This is a genomic window from Komagataeibacter ossonobensis, from assembly GCF_057359305.1.
Map to the genome: position 1 here is coordinate 211,811 of NZ_JBXAYQ010000002.1, position 20,019 is coordinate 231,829.

Genomic DNA, 20,019 nt, shown 5'->3' on the forward strand with positions numbered 1-20,019 from the left:
CATCTGGCACGACAGCTTCCTGCCCGCGTGACCTATACGATTGACCCATGCGCAGAGTAGGGTGTGCCCGCCCGCGCCCGATGCGGGCTATCACCCTGTTTTGCGGATACCCCGAATGCCTACTGTTGTCAGGTTCCTGTTGTGTTTTGCGGCGCTGGCCGCGTTTTCCGGTGTCATGGGGGGCGCACTGACCGCTCATCTGCCTGACCGTTTCTTTGCCGATGGGGGACGGGACATGGCCCGTCAGGCCATACAGATGCAGATGTGGCACGCGCTGGCCATTATCGGCATTTCGGTCCTGATGATCCAGCAGGGGTGCAGGGTGCTGGTTTCCGTGTCCGGCTGCCTTATGGCAGTAGGCACCGTCCTGTTCAGTGTGGGCGTGGCGCTGACCGCGTTCTGGGGCATTCATCCCGGTCCGGTTGCGCCCACGGGGGGCAGCATGCTCATGCTTGCGTGGCTGCTTCTGGCTGTCGGGGTCATGCGTTCATGAATGCAACAGACAGCACGCAGCCGCCCTGGCCGGTGCGTAGCGCGTATCTGGCGCCACCGGGGTTTGAAGACGTCATGGAACAGGAACTGGCCCGCCGGGGGGCAGGTGACCTGTGCTGGCACGGGCGTCTGGCGCTATCCGCCCTGCCGCCGGTGGCCTGTCTGTGGGCGCTGGACATATGGGATGCACCGGAAGAACACGCGGTCCCGTCCATCAAGGGGGCGGCACGGATCATGCGGGCGATCCAGCGCAACTGGGCGGGATATGCGCCAACGTTGCACCGGCGTAGTGCGCTGGTAACCGATGCGCTGCCACCGTTGCGGCCAAAACCCTTTACCTTTCCCGCCGTCGGGCCGGATGCGCATCTTGGGGCATGGACGCTGCTTTCGGCCGACCGGCTGCTGCTGTCGCGTACCAAGTCCTCGCCTTTCGTGAATGGCGAGGTCCCGTTTGTCGAAAACCGTACCGACCCGCCTTCGCGCGCCTATCTCAAGCTGTGGGAGGCCCTGCTGCGTCTGGGGCAATGGCCGGTGGCGGGCGAAACCTGCATTGACCTTGGGGCCTGTCCCGGTGGCTGGACATGGGTCGCCGCCAGTTGCGGGGCGCATGTCACCGCCATCGACCGCTCACCCCTTGCTGAAAACGTGGCGGGCCTGCCCAACGTGACGTGCCGGTATGAAAGCGCGTTCGGGCTGGACCCGGAAAGCTGTGATCCCGTGGACTGGCTGTTTTCCGACATCATCGCCTATCCCGCCCGCCTGCTGGCGCTGGCGCGGCGTTGGATTGCGTCGGGTCGCGCCGCGCGCATTGTCATGACCATCAAGTTTCAGGGTGAAACCGATCATGACACGGCGGATGCGTTCGCCGCCATTCCCGGTGGCCGGGTGCTGCACCTGTGGCACAACAAGCATGAACTGACCTTTTTCTGGCAGCGTGACCCGTCATGATGACGCGCGGCGACGGCTGATCAGCCTGTCCGCCACTTCCACCACCGCGATCGCCAGCAGGCAGCACACAAGGGCGACCGCCATGACGATCAGCCGTTCCTGCTCGGTCGCGTCATTCGCTCCGGCCAGACGGTACAGCGCCAGCCACATGCCGGTTCCGGCAATACGGTCCACCATGCCCGCCACGACGGCGCTGAATCGCAGGCTGAGCATGAACAGCCCCGTCAGCACAAGCACCGCCAGCGTCTTGCACACGGTCCGGGTAATGGTGGGGGGCGGGGTGGAAGACATGACTTCCCCTTGGTGTGATGAAGGGCGGATGATGCCTGCGTTGGTGATCAGGCGTTCAGGATATCGCGCGCCGTGCGGACCACGTCGGCCAGCGTGCCCGGCTGGAAGGGCGACTTCAGTCCTGCAGAACGGACCAGCCGGGTAAAGGGTTGCGCCCCACCCCGTGCACACAGCGCGACATAGGCCTGCAATGCGCCGTCCATGTCCGTACGGCTGCGGATCCAGAACTGCATCGCGCAGCACAGCGCCAGCGCGTAATCAATGTAATAGAAGGGCGAGCGGTAGATATGCCCCTGCGCCTGCCACCGTCCCCCCATGGCCGGGTGCGACAGGCCGCCATAGTTGCGCCACGGCAGGTAGCGCTGTTCCAGCCGCTTCCATGTGGCGTGGCGTTGTGCCGGTGTCATGCCAGGGTTGGCATAGATCTCGGTCTGGAAGTGATCGACGCAGACCCCATAGGGCAGGAACGACAGGGAGGAAATCAGGTGCATCTGCCGGAAGCGCTCGCCCTGTCCCGCTTCCACCATCAGGTCGATATGCGGCCATGTCAGGAATTCCAGCGCCATGGAATTGATTTCGGCCCCGTCCATGGTCGGCCACAGCAGGTCAACGGCGGGCAGGCTGCGGCTTTTCCAGTTCTGGTAGGCATGGCCCATTTCGTGGGTGAACACATTGATGTCGTGCTGCGTGCCGTTGAAATTGGCGAATATGAACGGCATGCCCACCGTGGGGAAGGATGTGCAGAAACCACCCCCCGCCTTTCCGGGCCGGTTGACCAGGTCCAGATAGCCGCCATCGCGCATCTGCCCGAAAAACCCGCCCAGATCGCCGCCCATGCGGTCAAATATGGTCTGCGCGCGTGCCAGCAGTAGATCGTGGTCGCCCGCCGGGCGCGGGTTGCCCTTCGGGTCGATCAGCGGTTCATCCCATGAATACAGGATGTCCCATCCCATCGTCCCGCACCGCTTTTGCAGGATGTCATGGACCAGCGGCACGACGTGTTCATGCACCTCATCGCGAAAGCGCGCGACGTCTGCCGGGCCATAATCCACCCGGCGCATGCGGCGGTACGCCAGCGGGATATAGCTGTCATAGCCCAGCGTTTCCGCCATGCCGTGACGCAGGTGGACCATCTGGTCAAACAGGGTATCGAGCCGTGTGGCGTTCTGTTCGAAAAATGCCCATCTGACCCGTTCCGCCTCGCGGCGCATGGCACGGTCCGTGCTTTCGGCATAGGGGGCAAGGCCGGACAGGTTGACGTGGTTCCCGTCAATTTCCACCCGCGCACTGGCCAGCAGGGTGGTGTATTCGCCACTCAGCCGGGCTTCTTCCTCCAGCGCGTCGGCAATGCGGGGGTCAAAGGTAGTGATGTCGGTCTGCCACAGTTCCAGCGTATGGGGTGTAACCACCTGCGCCACCGCCGTGGGGTCGGGATATTCCAGCAGCCTGCGCTTCAGCGCGACTTCATGCGCCGTGACATGCGGCGTCAGGGCATCGGCATAGTCACGTTCGGCGCGGGCGGCGGGGCTGGTGGTATCCTGTGCGAAGCGCAGGTCAACCAGCGCGGACCAGCTTTCGTAATCGCGACGGATCGTATCAAACAGGCGGGCGGCATCCGGTACGTTGCCCTGGTCCAGCAGGGTCGAGACCTGACCAAAACGCAGCCCGAGCGCGTCGCGCGTGGGGCGTGGGAAATCAAGGCTGTCAAAATGGCGCAACATGCGGGGCAGGGTGCCATGGAAACCTTGCCTGCGTCCATGCCCGATTATCTGGCGTGCCTACCGCCGGTCCTGTCGCAGTTGCATGGCGCAGAACCATGCGCACAGCGCGCAGAACGCGCCAAGCCCCGCCCAGTTGGTCAGGGTCGCATCCATGCCCGCGGGCAGCAGCGAAAGCGGGCTGTCGCGCCCGCTCAGCGCGGACAGGCTGGCCAGCACCACCCCCGTCAGGCTTTCCCCCACAATCAGGCCCGATGCGATCATGGTGCCCTGATGGCTGCCTGTCCCTGCGTTCAGGCGCGTGATGACATGGCCCAGGATCGCACCAATGGCCAGGGTCACGGAAACGCTCATGGGCAGGTAGATGCCAACCCCCACCGCCAGCGGCGGCAGCGCGCCCCGCCCCGTGCGGCGCAACCCGGCATCGATCCCGATCAGCAGGCATCCGGTTCCCACGCCCAGCAGCAGCATGTTCCAGTCAAGCTGATGCAGGAAAATGCCTGATGTGATCAGCAGCAGCAGCGCGGGCTGCGGGGCAGCCAGCGCATGGGCCGCGTCCATGCCCGCGCGCGGCATCGCCCCCACGAAACCATAGGTCTGGTACAATACGTTCAGCACCGGCGGAATGATGATCGCCCCGGTCAGGCAGCCAATCAGCAGGACGGCTTCCTGCTTCCATGGCGTGGCCCCCACCAGCCTGCCGGTTTTCAGGTCCTGCAGGTTGTCATTGGCGATCGCGGCTGATGCCGTGATAGCGGTCAGGACATACAGGCAGAAGCCAATGGCGAAATGCTGCCCGCCCACCCCCGCGAACAGCCCCAGCGCGCGCAGCATGACAAATATGCACGACAGGCACATGGCCGCCAGGATGATAACACCGGAAATGGGGGATGACGATGATCCCACCAGCCCCGCCATGTACCCACATGCCGCCGCCACGAACAGTCCGACACCCGCACAGCACGCAAGCCCCGCGACAGCGGCCACGAATGCGGACAGGGTGGGCACGTAAAGATGCGCAAATACAAAAAACAGTCCCCCGATTGTCACCAGCACGATGCTGGCGACGGCGCGCATTGCGCGGGGCGAGAGGTCGGTTTCGGTGCGGTCGGTACGCGTGTCGCCCTGCTTGCGTTCCAGCAGGGTGCGTACGCTGGCCAGCAGCGGCCGCCCCATGCGCAGCACCGTCCATATCGCGGCAATCCCGATCAGTCCCACGCCAATGAACCGGGCCTTGTCCTTCCACAGGCTGGTGGCGAACGCACCCGCGGGCAGGCCTGCCGGGTTGGGCTGGACATGCGCCATGACGGGTACGATGATTTCCCATGTCAGCAGCGCCCCCGTCATCATCGCGATGCCGCCTTCCAGCCCGACCAGGTAACCCGCCCCCAGCAGCGCGGGTGAAAATCCCAGTGACAGGCGAAAGGCCGACACACCCCAGATGGCGGTCGCCGTCATGCCATCGCCCAGCACGCGCAGGCCTGCGGTGGCGAAGGTCATGACCGCCGCCAGCACGCCACCGTGCATCAGGGCGCGGATGCCGCCCTGGTCCTCCCTTGCCGCACCTGCGCGCAGGATCTCGGCCGCCGCCACCCCTTCGGGAAAGGGCAGGACCGGGTCCGCCAGCATGACGCGGCGCAGCGGAATGGTGAACAGCACCCCCGTCATGCCGCCCGCCGCCGTCAGCAGTGCCGTCAGCACGAAGGGGAAATGCTGCCACGTCCCGGCCATGACCAGCGCAGGCAGGCTGGCGAACACGCATGACAGGGTGCCCGCGGCGGAGGCCTGGGTCTGGACCAGGTTGTTTTCAAGGATCGTGCCCCCGCCCAGGATCCGCAGCACCGCCATGGAAATGACGGCGGCGGGAATGGAGGTGGCGATGGTCATCCCGACCCGCAGCCCCAGATAGACATTGGACGCGGTAAAGACGACGGTGATCAGCGCACCGATCACGATGCCGCGCCATGTCAGTTCGGATGTCTGGGAATGGTTGGCCAAGGCGGCCCCTTACATCTTGTGGAAGGTCGGCATGACAAGATGTGCGCGGTTGAAGTCAAGCTGCGCCTTGGTCAGCTGGAAGCCGATCTCGATATGGTACTGGTCGCTGTGGATATGGCGCGACACCGGCAGTGTGATGGGAATGTTGCGCGTATGGGTCAGGTCCTGCATGCGCCCGTTGTCAAACGACACGTGGGCGACGAATTCCTTCTTGCTCTTGATCTCGCCATTGAACACCACGGCGACGAAATACGGAATGTTGACGAAATTCACGTTCGATGCCGGGCCGCGTTCCACATGCAGCCCGATTTTCATGTTGGTCATGACGGTGCGCTTCTGCCCCGCCTCGCACGATCCGACCACGCGGGTCAGGCTGGCGCGCGCGACCAGGTGGGTCACGTCATGGTCGTTGCCGGAATACTGGTAGTAATCGGCAGCCTCACCGGGGATTTCCACCACGGGACAGGCCGGGGCGAAATCGATCGAATCGGATTCGCTGGAACAGCCGGCCAGCAGGGACACGGCCCCCAGCATGCAGATTGTCAGGGCGTTTCGTGACAGGCGTGATGGCACAAGGGCAGGAATCATGCGGGTATTCCGGGTAGGTCAGGTGTGGACAGAGGCCCGCCCCGCGGGGGGTGGCCGGGGTGCAGCGCAATGCCGGCAGGGCGACGGGGGAGGACAGACATGGCACAGTACGTTAGGATCAGCGGGAAAATGGCTTGCGCCATTGCCGCGGTTTGCGTAGGGCCGGGACCATCGCACGGGAGACCGGCGCCGGAACTGTAGCAGATCGCGGCCCGTATCCTATACCGCCCGCCGGATGTTTGGGGAACACCATGCCCGACCAGATGATTCATACGCCCGATAATACCGCCCCCACCGAGGCCCCGCCCCGTGTCCTGAAAGTACTGCTGGCAGGCCCGCGCGGTTTCTGCGCCGGCGTCGATCGCGCCATCCGCGTGGTGGAAGAGGCGATCCGCCGCTATGGCGCGCCGGTCTATGTCCGCCACGAGATCGTCCATAACCGCACCGTGGTCGAGGCGCTGGAAGCCCAGGGCGCGATCTTTGTCGAGGAACTCGATGAAGTCCCCGCCGACGGACAGGTGGTGTTTTCCGCCCACGGCGTGCCCAAGACCGTCCCGGCCGAGGCCATGCGCCGCAACCTGCTGTACCTGGATGCGACGTGCCCGCTGGTGTCCAAGGTCCACCGCGAGGCCGAGCGTCACTTTGCCGATGGTGGCCCCGAAAGCCGCCATATCCTGATGATCGGCCATGCGGGTCATCCCGAAGTGGTCGGCACGATGGGCCAGTTGCCCGCCGGCGCCGTCACCCTGATCAACGATGCCGAGGAAGCACGCACGGTCCAGCCGGCCGATCCCTCGCGCCTGGCCTTCATTACCCAGACCACGCTGTCGGTCGATGATACGGCGGAAATCGTGGATATCCTGCGTGATCGCTTCCCCCTGATCGAAGGGCCGCGGCGTGAGGACATCTGCTACGCCACCACCAACCGGCAGGAAGCGGTCAAGGCGATCGCACCCGGCTGTGACCTGGTGATCGTGATCGGTTCGCCCAATTCGTCCAACTCGCAGCGTCTGCGTGAAGTGGCCGAACGTTCGGGCGCGCCGCGCGCGCTGCTGGTGCCGCGCCTGAATGCGCTGGACTGGTCGGCGCTGGATGGCGTCGCGACACTGGGGATCACGGCGGGCGCATCCGCGCCGGAATCGCTGGTTCAGGAAATGGTGGCGGCCCTGGCCAAGCGTTTCACGCTTGAGATCGAGGAAATCACCGTCAAGGAAGAAAACGTGGCCTTCCGCCTGCCGGCGCCACTGGGCTGAACCGTATTCCCACATGGCAGTCTATACCGAAGTGCCGGAAGATGCGCTGGCTGCGTTTCTGGAAGGCTATGACATCGGCAGGCCCGTCGCCTGCCACGGCATTGCGGAAGGTGTGGAAAACAGCAACTTCCTGCTGAAGACCACACAGGCCACCTTCATCCTGACGTTGTACGAACGTCGGGTGAACCCGGATGAACTGCCATGGTTCCTGGGGCTTATGCAGTATCTGGCGCAGCATGGCCTGTCGTGCCCGCTGCCGGTGGCCGACCGGCAGGGGCGCACGCTGCGCACGCTGTCCGGCCGTCCCGCCGCCATCACCACCTTCCTGCCCGGCGGCTGGTCGCGGCAGGTGGATGTGGACATGTGCGCGCAGGTGGGCGAAGCGCTGGCGCGGCTGCACCTGCTGGGCGAAGGATACGTGGCCGAACGCCCCAATTCCATGGGGCCGCGGGCATGGGCCGACCTGCTGCAGGCCTGCCGGGCAGGGGGGGATGAGGTCCGCCCCGGTCTGGTGCGCGCGATTGGCGATACGCTGGCGCGCGTGCTGCCCGCATGGCCCGGCACGGGTAACAACCCGTCCCTGCCGCGCGGGCAGATCCATGCCGACCTGTTTCCTGACAATGTCTTTTTCCGTGATGGAAAACTGTCGGGCATCATCGACTTCTATTTCGCCTGCACCGACTGGTACGCCTACGATCTGGCCATTACCATCAATGCATGGTGCTTTGATGACATGGCCCGTTTCGTGCCAACCCGTGCGCGCGCCATGGTGGAAGCCTACCGCCATGTCCGCCCGCTGGAGGATGCGGAGAACGCGGCCCTTGCCACCCTTGCCACGGGTGCCGCCATCCGCTTCACGCTGACCCGCCTGTATGACTGGATCAATACGCCGCCGGATGCGCTGGTGACGCGCAAGGATCCGCTGGATTATCTGAGGCGCATGGAATTCTTCGCGTCCCGCATGGATGAAGGTTTCCTGTGATGGACGAGGACATGGCCCCCGTCGAAAACGCCCCCCCCACCACCGACATGGTGGAAATCTGGACCGATGGCGGGTGCAAGCCCAATCCCGGCCCGGGTGGCTGGGGCGCATTGCTGTGTTATCGCGGGCAGGAACGCGAACTGTCGGGGGGCGAGGCGGAAACCACCAACAACCGCATGGAACTGACCGCCGCCGCCGAGGCGCTGGAGGCGCTGAAGCGTCCCTGCCGCGTCGTGCTGCATACCGACAGCGAATATGTGCGCAATGGCATCACGCGGTGGAGCACGGGCTGGGTACGGCGCAAATGGCGCAATGCATCCGGTGACCCGGTGGCGAACATGGATCTGTGGCGGCGGCTGCTGGATGTCAGTGCGAAGCACGAGATCGAGTGGAAATGGGTCCGTGGTCATTCCGGCGACGTGAACAACGAACGCGTCGACCAGATGGCCACCGCCGCGCGCGACGCGCTGGGCATTCCCTATCCCAAGCGTGGAAAATGATGCACGCGCCCCCTGCCATCCATCTGGAAGGGGTGGGGCTGGACTTCGGGGCCGCACCGCTTTTCCGAAATCTGGACCTGTGTATCGGGGCCGGGATCATCACCGTGCTGCTGGGGGCCAGCGGTGTTGGCAAGACATCGCTGCTGCGCATGCTGGGCGGGCTGGTCGCCCCTGATTATGGACGTATCGTTGCGGCGGACGGGCAACCCCTTGCCGGACGGGTTGCGTGGATGGGGCAGCAGGACCTGCTGCTGCCCTGGGCGCGTGCCACGGACAACGTGATGCTGGGCGCGCGCCTGCGTGGCGAACGGCCGGACCGGGACAGGGCAGGGCACCTGCTGGACTGTGTCGGGCTGTCAGCGCATGCGGCGGCCCTGCCGGCCACGCTGTCGGGTGGCATGCGGCAGCGCGTAGCACTGGCGCGGGTATTGTATGAAGACCGTCCGGTCGTGCTGATGGATGAACCTTTCTCCGCACTGGACAGCGTGACACGGGCACGCATGCAGGATCTGGCCGGGCGGATGCTGGCGGGCCGGACCGTGGTGCTGATTACCCATGACCCGCTGGAAGCCTGCCGTCTGGCGGATCGCATGCTGCTCATGTCCGGGCATCCCGCACGGCTGGACGCGATTGATGTCCCGGCGGGAGCCGTGCCGCGCGCGGTGGATGATGCGGGCGTGCTGGCGGCGCAGTCCGCGCTGCTGCGGCGGATGATGCAATGACCGGTACGGCCACGGCACGGGGGATGCGCCTGCTGCGCCCGCTTGTCACGCTGGCCGGTCTGGTGGCCGTGTGGGGCGCGCTGGCACGATGGGGGCACGTGCCGCCCTATATGCTGCCCGGTCCGGATGCGGTGGCGCGTGCGCTGTGGATGCAGCGCGCGCAGCTTGCTCCCGCCGCCCTGACCACGCTGGAAGAAACGGTTATGGGCCTTGTGCTGGGAATCGGGGCAGGCAGTGCGCTGGCCATCGGCATGGCGGTCTGCGCGCCGCTGCGGCGGTGGGTCATGCCCATGGTGCTGCTCAGCCAGGCGGTGCCGGTTTTCGCGCTGGCGCCGCTGCTGGTGCTGTGGTTCGGATTCGGCATGGCGTCCAAGGTGGTCATGGCGGTGCTGGTCATTTTCTTTCCCGTCACATCGGCGCTTGGCGACGGCCTGCGCCAGACCGAGCCGGGTTGGATGGACCTTGCCCGCACCATGGGGGCCACGCGGTGGCGGGTGCTGGTGCATGTGCGTCTGCCCGCGGCCCTGCCGTCCTTTGCCTCGGGCGTGCGCATGGCCACGGCCATCGCTCCGATCGGGGCCGTTGTGGGGGAATGGGTCGGGGCGTCGTCCGGTCTCGGGTTTCTCATGCAGACGGCCAATACCCGATTCCAGACCGACCTCATGTTTGCCGCCCTTGCGGTGCTGGCGGCCATGACCGTGCTGCTGTGGTGGGGCGTGGACCGGGCGCTGGTGCGCGCGCTGTACTGGCTGCCCCGGCATGCTGATGTTGACTGAACTGTTGTAACACGTCACCACCACCGATAACCGCGCAACCCAATGCAGGATGGATGCCCAATGACACGCCCCATCATTCTTGACCTGACACCCGGCGCGCAGGGCATGGCGACCCTGCTGGCGGCGCTGCAGGTGCCTGACCATGTGCGCCCGGTACTGGTGCTGTTCAGCGGCAGGGCTGCCGAGGTGGAGGTGGCGCAGGCCCATGCGCGTGACCTGCTGCATCAGTACGGGCTGGACGATGTCACCGTATGCACGGGCTGTCCCGCCCCGATGGTGCAGGCCGGTGGCATGGGTCATGACCTGCCTGCGGGGCAGGATGGGCTGGGTGCGCTGCATCTGGTGCAGGCGGTGCGTGCGTGCCCGGCGGATAGTGTCAGCATATGCTGCTCCGGCCCGCTGACCACGCTGGCGCTGGCCCTGGTGCAGGCCCCCGATATGGCGTCGCACCTGCATGGGGTGATTGTGAATGGCGGCGCGTTTTTCGTGCATGGCGATGCCACCAGCGTGGCCGAACGCAATATCGCAGCTGACCCGGAAGCCGCGGCCGTGGTGCTGGCGGCGGGCGTGCCGGTGACCCTGGTGCCGCTGGACTGCACTGTGCGGCTGCTGGCGGATGCGGTGTGGATGGAACAGCTTGAGCCGATGGGTAATACCCCGGCTTCCGTCGCGGGCAGGGTGCATGCCGAACTGGTGGCCGCGCGGAACGGTGGCGCGCGTGGCAGCGGGGTGGATGTTTCGCTGCGGGCGGCAGCCCCGCTGTTGGCGCTGCTTGGCCCCGGTCTTTTCAGCGGCCACCTGGCGCATGTCGATGTGGAATGCCGTGGCGAATTTACCCGTGGCATGACCGTCGCGCGCCGCATGGGACCGCCGGGCGTGCAGCCCAACGCACTGGTGCTGGAACGCATGTCGGTCGAGGCCGTGCGTGGCGTGCTGCGTGACCTGCTGCTGAGCGCACGTAAATAACCGGTCCGGGCCATCGGAATTGCACAAAAATACAACGATCTGGTGCAAACTTGTGCCACGGGCGATCATGACGGTTGCAGAACCGCCGTTCCGTCCAGTATTGGTCCCCGCATTCCGGTGCGTCCACGGGCGCGAATGTCGAGAACAGTGAAGCGTGTGGCGGCGCGGAGGTCTTCTGTATGGATCGGTCTGCAACATCCCCTTCGGCCCTGACGGGGGTGGCAAGGGGAAACGGTGATGCCGTATTCGCCACCATCGTGCGTTGCGCCGCTGTCCTGATCCTGCTGGGGCTTGGCGGCATGGTGGCCGTCATGGCGTGGGGCGCGCGTGGTGCGTTCGCGACCTTTGGTCCGGCCTTTATCATCGACAAGGCCTGGAATCCCGTAACCCAGCATTTTGGCGCTGCCGCCCCCGTGTTCGGCACGCTGGTCACGGCCCTGCTGGCTATTGCGCTGGCAGTGCCGCTGGCCTTTGGCATCGCGGTGTGGCTGACCGAAATCGCGTCTGCGCGCATTGCGGGGGTCATCGGCACACTCATCCAGCTTCTGGCGGCGGTGCCGTCCATCATCTTCGGCATGTGGGGCTTTGCGGTGCTGGTGCCGTTCATGGCGCATTATGTGGAACCGTTTGCCGGCCATACGCTGGGGCGCGTGCCCGGCATCGGCCCACTGTTCCGTGGCGCGCCCTATGGCACCGGTTTCCTGACGGGGGGCATGATCCTGGCGGTCATGATCACGCCGTTCATATCCGCCGTAATGCGTGACGTGTTCCTGTCCATGCCCGCCGTGCTGAAGGAAAGCGCCTATGGGCTGGGCATGACACGGTGGGAGGTGGTGCGCCGCATCATCCTGCCGTGGTCACGCACATCCGTGGTCGGCGGGATCATGCTGGGGCTTGGCCGCGCGCTGGGGGAGACGATGGCGATCACGTTCGTCATCGGCAACGCCAACCATATCGGCTGGTCGCTGTTTTCCCCCGGTAACACCATTGCATCGCTGATCGCGCTGGAATTTCCCGAAAGCGCGATGGGCAGCCTGAAATTTTCATCCCTTATGGCCGCGGGCTTCCTGCTCATGCTGATTTCACTCGGAACACTGGTCTGTTCGCGGCTGCTGCTGCGCACCAGGGCGGCGGGCCGATAAATGGCGGGCCGGGATAACGTGACGCAGGCCGCCACCGCGCCCTGCGCATCCGGGCGGTGGCAGGGCAACGGCCTGTCCGACATGCGCAGGCGCATGGTGGACCGGGTGGCGACGGGGCTGTGCTGGGCCGCCACGGTCCTTGTGCTGCTCATGCTGTTTTCCATCCTGTTCGTGCTGGTGCGCAACGGGGTGGGTGGCCTGCGCTGGATTACCTTCGTGCATGTGACCCTGCCGCCAGGGCAGGGGGGCGGTCTGGCCAACGCCATTGTCGGCAGCCTGATCCAGACCGGTCTGGCCGTGCTGATCGGGGCGCCGGTGGGGCTGCTGGTGGGGATCTACCTTGCGGAATTCACGGCCACCGACGGGCGGTTCATCAACATGGTCCGGTTCATATCCGACCTGCTGCTGTCCGCGCCATCCATTCTGGTGGGGCTGTTCATCTACATGATCGTGGTGGTGCCGACGGGGCATTTTTCCGGGATTGCGGGCGCGCTGGCGCTGTCCATGCTGGTGGTGCCGGTCGTGGTGCGCACGACCGAAGACATGTTGCGCCTTGTGCCGCTGTCCATGCGTGAGGCGGCGATCGCGCTGGGCGCGCCACGGTGGCGGGTCATCCTGTTTGTCTGCCTGCGCGCCGCGCGCGACGGGGTGGCGACGGGCATCCTGCTGGCCCTGGCCCGCGTATCGGGTGAGACGGCGCCCCTGCTGTTCACCTCGCTTGGGAACATGAACTGGTCGGTATCCCCTGCCGCCCCCATGGCCAGCCTGCCGGTTACCATCTACCAGTATGCCGGCGCGGCGTACGAGGACTGGACTGCGCTGGCATGGACCGGGGCGCTGCTGATTACGGCGGGTATCCTCATGATCAACATAACCGTGCGGCTGGGGCTGGGACGTAACAGGAAATGAATATGACAGTGGCGGAAAAACAGCCGGTGCCAGCCGCGATTTCGGTGCGTAACCTTGATTTCTATTACGGTGCGAACCACGCGCTGAAGAATATCTCGATCGATTTCCCCCAGGGGCAGGTGACCGGCATGATCGGCCCGTCAGGGTGTGGCAAGTCCACGCTGCTGCGCGTGCTCAACCGCATGTACGACCTCTATCCCGGGCAGCGTGCCACGGGGGAGGTGATTTTTGATGGCTGCAACATCCTTGGTCCGAAGGTGAACCTGAACGTGCTGCGCGCACGCGTGGGCATGGTGTTCCAGAAGCCCACGCCGTTCCCCATGTCGATCTATGACAACATCGCCTTTGGCGTGCGCCTGCATGAACGCCTTGACCGCGCGGCCATGGATGCCCGGGTGGAGGATGTGCTCAGGCGTGTCGCCCTGTGGCCGGAGGTGCGCGACAGGCTGCACGATTCGGCATCGGCGCTGTCGGGCGGCCAGCAGCAGCGCCTGTGCATCGCGCGCACCATCGCCACCCGGCCCGAAGTGGTGCTGCTGGATGAACCGACCAGTGCGCTTGATCCCGTGTCCACCGCCCGGATCGAGGAACTGCTGGATGAACTGAAAACCGATTTCACCATCGCCATCGTGACCCACAACCTGCAGCAGGCCGCGCGCTGTGCCGACCAGGTGGCTTTTTTCTATATGGGGGAGGTGGTGGAAGTGGACAGCGCCGACCGCATGTTCACCGCGCCGCGCGAAAATCGCACGCAGGACTATATCACGGGCCGTTTCGGTTAGGTCCGCATACCTTACATTTTGTAGCAAGGTTTGCACACACTGAACACATGGGGTGTTGTAGCGTTACGCTTACAGGCCTTGCATGACGGGCCTGAGCCATGCAGGGTAGAAAATACGTTATAACAGGAGTAGACTTAATTCCCATGATGAAGAAAATGATTCTGGCCGCCACGATCGTTGGCGGTATGGCTGCAGGTTTCTCCGGTCAGGCCGTTGCCGCGCACCACGCACCGCCCCCGCCGCCGGGCGGCTGTGGTGGTCCGGGTGGCCCCGGCGGGTTCGGCATGCCGTTCCTTGGGAATGTGCAGCTGACATCCGCACAGCATAAGAAACTGAAGGCCATCCTGCAGGACAGCCATCCCGATTTCCGTGCCGACATGGATAAGGAACACAAGCTCCACCAGCAGATCCAGGACCTGCTGGCCACGCCGGGCAAGGTTGATGAATCCCAGATCGTTGGCCTGCAGCAGCAGATCGCCCAGATTCACCAGCTGCATGAGGCCGCCCGCCTGCAGACCGCGATCCGCATCCACGATATCCTGACCACGGACCAGCTGAACCAGATCCGTGAGACGCAGGACAAGGTTGCCAGCCTGCATGAGCAGCTGCGTGCCCTGACCGCACCCCCGGCACCCGAAGATGCCAAGAAGTAAGATCGTCCGCCCGCCTGTTGCGGGCTGAGGGTCTAAGGCGGCTGCCCGGCATGGTCGGGCAGCCGTTTTTTTATGCGCGGCCCCGTAATGCTTGACATGGCGGGGGGCAGGGGATACATCCGGCCAACAATCAGGCACGTCACTTCGCGAGGGTTCGCGCAGTGGCGCGTCCTCTTTTGGGGAAATACTTTGTTCGAAACCCTGTCAGGCAAGCTTTCCGGTGTGTTCGATGGCCTCGCCAAGCGCGGGGCATTGTCGGAAGCCGATGTTACGGAAGCCATGCGCGAAGTGCGTCTGGCCATGCTGGACGCCGACGTGGCGCTGCCTGTCGTCAAGGATTTCGTCAACAAGGTCCGTGAACGCGCCGTGGGGCATGAGGTGCTGGACAGCATTTCCCCCGGTCAGGCCGTCGCCAAGATCGTCAATGACGCGCTGATCGACGCGCTGGGTGGCGCGGGCGCCGTTCCGCTGAACCTGAACGCCGCCCCGCCGGTGCCCATCCTGATGGTTGGCCTTCAGGGATCGGGCAAGACCACCACGTCGGGCAAGATCGCGCGGCGCCTGGCGCAGCGTGAGCGCAAGAAGGTGCTGCTGGCCAGCCTTGATACCCAGCGCCCCGCCGCCCAGCTGCAGCTGGCGCAGCTGGCTGAACGCGCGGGGGTGGCGTCGCTTCCGATCATCGCGGGGCAGACCCCGGTGCAGATCGCGCAGCGGGCGATGGATACGGGGCGGCGCGAGGGGTATGACATCGTCATCCTCGACACCGCCGGCCGCCTGTCGATCGACGAAGCCCTGATGGATGAGGTCCGCGCGATCCGCGCCGAGACCGATCCCGCCGAAACCCTGCTGGTGGTCGATGCCATGACCGGGCAGGACGCGGTCAACACCGCCAAGGCCTTTAACGAGGCCGTGGGTGTGAGCGGTGTTGTCATGACCCGTATGGATGGTGACGCCCGTGGTGGCGCCGCCCTGTCCATGCGCGCCATTACCGGTGCCCCGATCAAGCTGACCGGTTCGGGCGAAAAGCTGGACGCGCTGGAGGAATTCCACCCCGAGCGTGTCGCAGGCCGTATCCTTGGCTTGGGCGATATCGCGGGCCTGGTGGAAAAGGCCGCCGATACCCTGGATCATGAGGAAAGCGAGAAGCTTGCCCTCAAGATGATGCAGGGCAAGTTCGATCTTGATGACTACGCGGCGCAGATCCGCCAGATCAACAAGATGGGTTCCATTTCCGGTATCCTCGGCATGCTGCCCGGCATGGGCAAGCTGAAGGATGCGCTGGGGGACAAGGAGCTTGATACCTCCGTCCTCAAGCGCCACCAGGCCATCATTTCATCCATGACCCGCAAGGAGCGGCGCACGCCCTCCATCATCAAGGCGTCACGCAAGAAGCGCATTGCCGCCGGGTCAGGCACGACCGTGCAGGAGATCAACCGTCTGCTCAAGCAGTATGACGCGATGGCCTCCATGATGAAGCGGTTCAGCAAACTGGGGGTGAAGGGCCTGATGCGTCAGGGCCTGTCCGCCCTCATGCCCAATGGGGGACGCCCCCCCGGTGGCGGCGGGCGTCCGCCTTTCGGCTGATCGCATAACGTCGTTTCCGTTTTTCTTTTGTCTTTTTTCTGTCTGGAGAAGTCTTAAATGAGCCTCAAGATCCGTCTCGCCCGCGCCGGTGCGAAGAAGCGTCCCTACTACCACATCGTTGTGGCTGACAGCCGCTCCCCGCGTGATGGCCGCTTCATCGAGCGCGTTGGTTCCTACAACCCGATGCTGCCGTCCGACCACGCCGACCGCGTGCGTCTGGTTGCCGAGCGCATCACCCACTGGCTGTCCAACGGCGCGCAGCCGACCGACCGCGTGGCCCGCTTCCTTGGCAACGCAGGCCTGGCGCCGAAGCCGACCTGGAACGAGCAGCCGAAGAAGTCCGCGCCCAAGAAGCGTGCGCAGGAACGTGCCGCCGCCGCTGCTGAAGCAGCCGCAGCGTAAGACTGCTGGCGCGATAGACAGGCAGGAAAGGCAGGCAGTCATCCCATGAACCACGATCATGTCCTGATGGGTGTGGTGGGTCGTCCGCATGGCGTGCGGGGGCTTGTGCATGTGCACAGCTACACCGCCGTGGCGGAAGACCTGGCCACCTATGCCGGGCTGGTCGATGACCTTGGCCGTCCGTGGCGGCTGTCATGGCATGGCAATGGCGTGGCCAGACTGCATGATGCGGCGGGCAATGCCATCGACAGCCGCGAAGCCGCCCAGCAGATGGTCAACCGCAAGCTGTACGTGCCCCGCGCCAGCCTGCCCGAACCCGATGAGGACGAATTCTATTTCGCCGATCTGGTCGGACTGGAAGCGCGCGAACAGGGCACGGACCGCGTGGTTGGCCGTGTTGCCGCAGTCCATGACTATGGCGCGGGCACCAGCCTTGAAATTGACGGCGCGGGTGGGAACATCCTGCTGCCATTCACCGAGGCCTGCGTGCCGGTGGTGAATGTCGGCGCAGGATGGGTCGCCATCTGCCAGCCTGATGAGATCGAGGTGCCCGTCGAATGTTTCCCCGGCACGTCCGGGAAGGCAGGCGAGCCATGACGTGGCAGGCAACGGCGCTGACGCTGTTTCCCGACATGTTTCCCGGCACGCTGGGCCATTCACTGGCCGGGCGGGCACTGGAACGGGGCATCTGGTCCGTGGATGCGCGTGACATGCGCGAATACGGTCTGGGGCGACACCGGGTTGTGGATGACACGCCGTTTGGCGGCGGGGCGGGCATGGTCATGCGCCCCGATGTCGTGGCGGCGGCCATTGCCGATATTGACCTGGCGGGGCGACCGCTGGTCTATCCCACGCCGCGCGGACGGCGGCTGATGCAGGCGGATATCCGCCGGTATGCGGCGGGTCCGGGTGTCGTGGTGCTGTGTGGGCGGTACGAAGGGGTGGATGAGCGCGTGCTCGAAGCCTCGGGTGCTGAACAGGTCTCGATAGGGGATTATGTCCTGTCGGGCGGGGAAGTGGCGGCGACCGTGCTGCTGGATGCCTGCGTGCGGCTGCTGCCGGGCGTGATGGGATCGGGCGAAAGTGCGGTCGAGGAAAGCTTTTCCGACGGTCTGCTTGAATATCCGCTTTATACCAAGCCGGCACAATGGGACGGGCGCGACGTGCCCGAAGTCCTGCTGTCCGGTCATCATGCCGCGATCGCCAGATGGCGACGCGCGGCATCCGAGACGGTGACGCAGGCGCGTCGGCCGGACCTGTGGGCCGCCTACCGGGCGGGCACGGGTCAAGACATTTCCCGGACCGCAGGCCCCCGTGCCGATGCGGGCCGGCTGAACTGAACATGAAATCCTATCGAACGAGGACCGGATCATGAACATTATCCAGAAGTACGAGGCGGAAGAGATCGCCCGCCTGACCGCCAAGCGCGCCGTGCCGGAATTCGCACCGGGCGACACCGTGCGCGTCGGTGTGGAAGTGGTCGAAGGCACCCGCAAGCGTGTGCAGAACTACGAAGGCGTTGTGATCGCCCGCTCCAACAAGGGCCTGAACAGCAACTTCACCGTGCGTAAGATTTCCAACGGTGAAGGCGTGGAACGTGTGTTCCCGCTGTATTCCCCCACCATCGCGGACATCACGGTTGTCCGTCGCGGTGTGGTCCGTCGCGCGAAGCTGTATTACCTGCGTGGCCGTCGCGGCAAGTCCGCCCGTATTGCCGAGCGCAAGCGTGAGGTTGCGGCCCCCGCAGCTACCGCCGCAGCCGAGTAATATGCCGACCCTTCGCCCGTTTCCCACTGTCATGGTGGAAACGGGCGAACCGTTTTTTATGCAAGTTTCTGTGGCTGCCTGTTGCGTGCGTCTCCTGCACGTGATGGCGGCCTGTTTCCGTCCGGGAGAGGAATATCAAGATGGCCCCGCGCACATTGTTCGACAAGATATGGGACAGCCATGTGGTCGAAACCCTTCCGGACAGTACGGCCATCCTCTACATCGACCGGCACCTTGTGCATGAGGTCACAAGCCCGCAGGCGTTCGAGGGGCTGCGCCTGAGCGGCCGCCGCCTGCGTCACCCCGATGCCACGATCGCGGTGGTGGACCATAACGTGCCCACATCCGACCGCACCCTGCCGATCGAGGAAGCGGACAGCCGCAACCAGATCGAGACGCTGGAACGCAACGTCAGGGAATTCGGCGTGCCGTATTTCCCGCTGCTGTCCGCGCGCCAGGGTATCGTGCACGTGGTGGGACCGGAGCAGGGGATTTCCCTGCCGGGCATGACCATCGTATGCGGCGACAGCCATACCTCCACCCACGGTGCGCTGGGCGCGCTGGCGTTCGGTATCGGCACGTCCGAGGTCGAGCACGTGATGGCGACCCAGACCATCCTGCAGAAGCCCGCGAAGAACATGAAGGTCGTGGTCGAGGGGCAGGTCGGTCCCGGTGTTACCGCCAAGGACATCATGCTGGCGATCATCGGCCATATCGGCACGGCGGGCGGCACGGGTCACGTGATCGAATTCGCGGGGTCAGCCATCCGTGAACTCGACATGGCAGGCCGCATGACGCTCTGCAACATGTCGATCGAGGCCGGTGCGCGTGCAGGGCTGGTGGCCCCGGATGAGACCACGTTCGAATACGTGCGCGGCCGTCCCTTCGCGCCGAAGGGCGAGGCGTTTGACGAAGCCGTCGCCTACTGGAAGACGCTGGCATCCGACGAAGGCGCGCATTACGACCGCGTGGTGGAACTGCGCGCGGAAGACATCACGCCCGTGCTGACATGGGGCACCAGCCCCGAAACCGTCATTCCCGTAACCGGCAACGTGCCGGATCCCGCGGTCGAACCGGACCCGTCGCGGCGCAGGCAGATGCAGCGCATGCTGGACTACATGGGGCTGGAAGCCGGGCAGAAAATCGCGGGCACGCCGGTTGATGTCGTATTTATCGGGTCATGCACCAACAGCCGGATCGAGGACCTGCGGGCCGCAGCCAGCATTGCGGCAGGCCGCAGGGTCGCCCCCGGCGTGCGGGCGATGATCGTGCCCGGATCAGGCATCGTAAAAGCGCAGGCGGAAGAGGAAGGACTGGACAAGGTCTTCCTGGAAGCCGGGTTTGAGTGGCGTGAGGCCGGGTGTTCCATGTGTCTTGGCATGAATCCCGACCGCCTGACACCGGGACAGCGCTGTGCCTCAACATCCAATCGTAATTTCGAGGGCAGGCAGGGCCCCGGCGGTCGCACGCACCTGCTGTCCCCCGCCATGGCTGCCGCCGCCGCCGTGACCGGAACCCTGACTGATGTGCGGGAGCTGATCTGACA

General features: G+C 65.0%; 22 protein-coding genes. 18 read left to right on the forward strand and 4 right to left on the reverse strand.

What is annotated here, in order from left to right:
- Positions 1 to 115 precede the first annotated feature (115 nt).
- Both AC1RQ9_RS03285 and AC1RQ9_RS03290 read left to right on the forward strand, forming a co-directional pair.
- The gene (locus AC1RQ9_RS03285; RefSeq protein ID WP_485985530.1) at positions 116 to 493 is read left to right on the forward strand and encodes a DUF423 domain-containing protein; all 378 of its coding nucleotides are present in this window, start codon (positions 116 to 118) and stop codon (positions 491 to 493) included.
- A complete protein-coding gene (locus AC1RQ9_RS03290) occupies positions 490 to 1,440 on the forward strand; it encodes an SAM-dependent methyltransferase (protein ID WP_485985532.1) in 951 nt (316 codons plus the stop codon). The genes AC1RQ9_RS03285 and AC1RQ9_RS03290 overlap by 4 nt, the downstream gene beginning before the upstream one ends.
- On the opposite strand, the gene AC1RQ9_RS03295 is transcribed toward AC1RQ9_RS03290, so the two are convergent.
- From AC1RQ9_RS03295 to AC1RQ9_RS03310, 4 genes are read right to left on the reverse strand one after another with little or no spacing between them, the layout of a single operon-like run.
- Positions 1,435 to 1,731 carry a hypothetical protein gene (locus AC1RQ9_RS03295; RefSeq protein WP_485985534.1) on the reverse strand — a complete coding sequence of 99 codons (297 nt, stop codon included), beginning with the start codon at positions 1,729 to 1,731 and terminating at the stop codon, positions 1,435 to 1,437. The two genes, AC1RQ9_RS03290 and AC1RQ9_RS03295, sit on opposite strands and share 6 nt — an antisense overlap.
- Before the next feature lie 47 nt (positions 1,732 to 1,778).
- On the reverse strand, positions 1,779 to 3,452 hold the full coding sequence (locus AC1RQ9_RS03300) for a M3 family oligoendopeptidase (protein ID WP_485985535.1): 1,674 nt from the start codon (positions 3,450 to 3,452) through the stop codon (positions 1,779 to 1,781).
- 57 nt (positions 3,453 to 3,509) lie between these two features.
- On the reverse strand, positions 3,510 to 5,447 hold the full coding sequence (locus AC1RQ9_RS03305; RefSeq protein ID WP_485985536.1) for an OPT family oligopeptide transporter: 1,938 nt from the start codon (positions 5,445 to 5,447) through the stop codon (positions 3,510 to 3,512).
- Positions 5,448 to 5,456: 9 nt separating this feature from the next.
- Complete coding sequence (locus AC1RQ9_RS03310; protein ID WP_485985537.1) at positions 5,457 to 6,035, reverse strand: YajG family lipoprotein; 579 nt, start codon at positions 6,033 to 6,035, stop codon at positions 5,457 to 5,459.
- 263 nt (positions 6,036 to 6,298) lie between these two features.
- On the opposite strand from AC1RQ9_RS03310, the gene ispH reads away from it, so the two are divergent.
- The 16 genes from ispH to leuC all read left to right on the forward strand — a co-directional run bounded on the left by ispH (position 6,299) and on the right by leuC (position 20,017).
- Complete coding sequence (ispH, locus tag AC1RQ9_RS03315) at positions 6,299 to 7,288, forward strand: 4-hydroxy-3-methylbut-2-enyl diphosphate reductase (protein WP_085949323.1); 990 nt, start codon at positions 6,299 to 6,301, stop codon at positions 7,286 to 7,288.
- 13 nt (positions 7,289 to 7,301) lie between these two features.
- On the forward strand, positions 7,302 to 8,270 hold the full coding sequence (locus tag AC1RQ9_RS03320) for a homoserine kinase (protein WP_485985538.1): 969 nt from the start codon (positions 7,302 to 7,304) through the stop codon (positions 8,268 to 8,270).
- Positions 8,270 to 8,770 carry a ribonuclease HI gene (gene rnhA / locus AC1RQ9_RS03325; RefSeq protein ID WP_485985539.1) on the forward strand — a complete coding sequence of 167 codons (501 nt, stop codon included), beginning with the start codon at positions 8,270 to 8,272 and terminating at the stop codon, positions 8,768 to 8,770. The genes AC1RQ9_RS03320 and rnhA overlap by 1 nt, the downstream gene beginning before the upstream one ends.
- Complete coding sequence (locus AC1RQ9_RS03330; protein ID WP_193732403.1) at positions 8,767 to 9,492, forward strand: ABC transporter ATP-binding protein; 726 nt, start codon at positions 8,767 to 8,769, stop codon at positions 9,490 to 9,492. The genes rnhA and AC1RQ9_RS03330 overlap by 4 nt, the downstream gene beginning before the upstream one ends.
- A complete protein-coding gene (locus AC1RQ9_RS03335; protein WP_193732402.1) occupies positions 9,489 to 10,268 on the forward strand; it encodes an ABC transporter permease in 780 nt (259 codons plus the stop codon). Before AC1RQ9_RS03330 ends, AC1RQ9_RS03335 begins: the two co-directional genes overlap by 4 nt.
- A gap of 60 nt (positions 10,269 to 10,328) precedes the next feature.
- Positions 10,329 to 11,234, forward strand: coding sequence for a nucleoside hydrolase (locus AC1RQ9_RS03340; RefSeq protein WP_485985540.1), 906 nt, complete (start codon positions 10,329 to 10,331; stop codon positions 11,232 to 11,234).
- Between the two features lie 179 nt (positions 11,235 to 11,413).
- Positions 11,414 to 12,376 (forward strand): phosphate ABC transporter permease subunit PstC, encoded by a 963-nt coding sequence (gene pstC, locus AC1RQ9_RS03345; RefSeq protein ID WP_193732400.1) that lies wholly within the window; start codon positions 11,414 to 11,416, stop codon positions 12,374 to 12,376.
- Positions 12,377 to 13,285 carry a phosphate ABC transporter permease PstA gene (gene pstA, locus AC1RQ9_RS03350; RefSeq protein ID WP_485985542.1) on the forward strand — a complete coding sequence of 303 codons (909 nt, stop codon included), beginning with the start codon at positions 12,377 to 12,379 and terminating at the stop codon, positions 13,283 to 13,285.
- Positions 13,282 to 14,067, forward strand: a complete 786-nt coding sequence (gene pstB / locus AC1RQ9_RS03355; protein ID WP_193732398.1) for a phosphate ABC transporter ATP-binding protein PstB — start codon at positions 13,282 to 13,284, stop codon at positions 14,065 to 14,067. The genes pstA and pstB overlap by 4 nt, the downstream gene beginning before the upstream one ends.
- A 143-nt stretch (positions 14,068 to 14,210) precedes the next feature.
- Positions 14,211 to 14,720, forward strand: a complete 510-nt coding sequence (locus tag AC1RQ9_RS03360) for a Spy/CpxP family protein refolding chaperone (RefSeq protein WP_010506471.1) — start codon at positions 14,211 to 14,213, stop codon at positions 14,718 to 14,720.
- A gap of 189 nt (positions 14,721 to 14,909) precedes the next feature.
- Positions 14,910 to 16,304 carry a signal recognition particle protein gene (gene ffh / locus AC1RQ9_RS03365; protein WP_485985544.1) on the forward strand — a complete coding sequence of 465 codons (1,395 nt, stop codon included), beginning with the start codon at positions 14,910 to 14,912 and terminating at the stop codon, positions 16,302 to 16,304.
- Between the two features lie 57 nt (positions 16,305 to 16,361).
- Complete coding sequence (rpsP, locus tag AC1RQ9_RS03370) at positions 16,362 to 16,706, forward strand: 30S ribosomal protein S16 (RefSeq protein ID WP_193732396.1); 345 nt, start codon at positions 16,362 to 16,364, stop codon at positions 16,704 to 16,706.
- Positions 16,707 to 16,751: 45 nt separating this feature from the next.
- Positions 16,752 to 17,303 carry a ribosome maturation factor RimM gene (gene rimM / locus AC1RQ9_RS03375; protein ID WP_485985546.1) on the forward strand — a complete coding sequence of 184 codons (552 nt, stop codon included), beginning with the start codon at positions 16,752 to 16,754 and terminating at the stop codon, positions 17,301 to 17,303.
- Entirely contained in the window at positions 17,300 to 18,046 is a 747-nt protein-coding gene (gene trmD / locus AC1RQ9_RS03380; RefSeq protein WP_485985548.1) for a tRNA (guanosine(37)-N1)-methyltransferase TrmD, read from the forward strand. The genes rimM and trmD overlap by 4 nt, the downstream gene beginning before the upstream one ends.
- Positions 18,047 to 18,077: 31 nt before the next feature.
- Entirely contained in the window at positions 18,078 to 18,473 is a 396-nt protein-coding gene (gene rplS / locus AC1RQ9_RS03385) for a 50S ribosomal protein L19 (RefSeq protein ID WP_233065258.1), read from the forward strand.
- A 140-nt stretch (positions 18,474 to 18,613) separates the two neighbouring features.
- Positions 18,614 to 20,017 carry a 3-isopropylmalate dehydratase large subunit gene (gene leuC, locus AC1RQ9_RS03390; protein ID WP_485985550.1) on the forward strand — a complete coding sequence of 468 codons (1,404 nt, stop codon included), beginning with the start codon at positions 18,614 to 18,616 and terminating at the stop codon, positions 20,015 to 20,017.
- Positions 20,018 to 20,019: the final 2 nt, after the last annotated feature.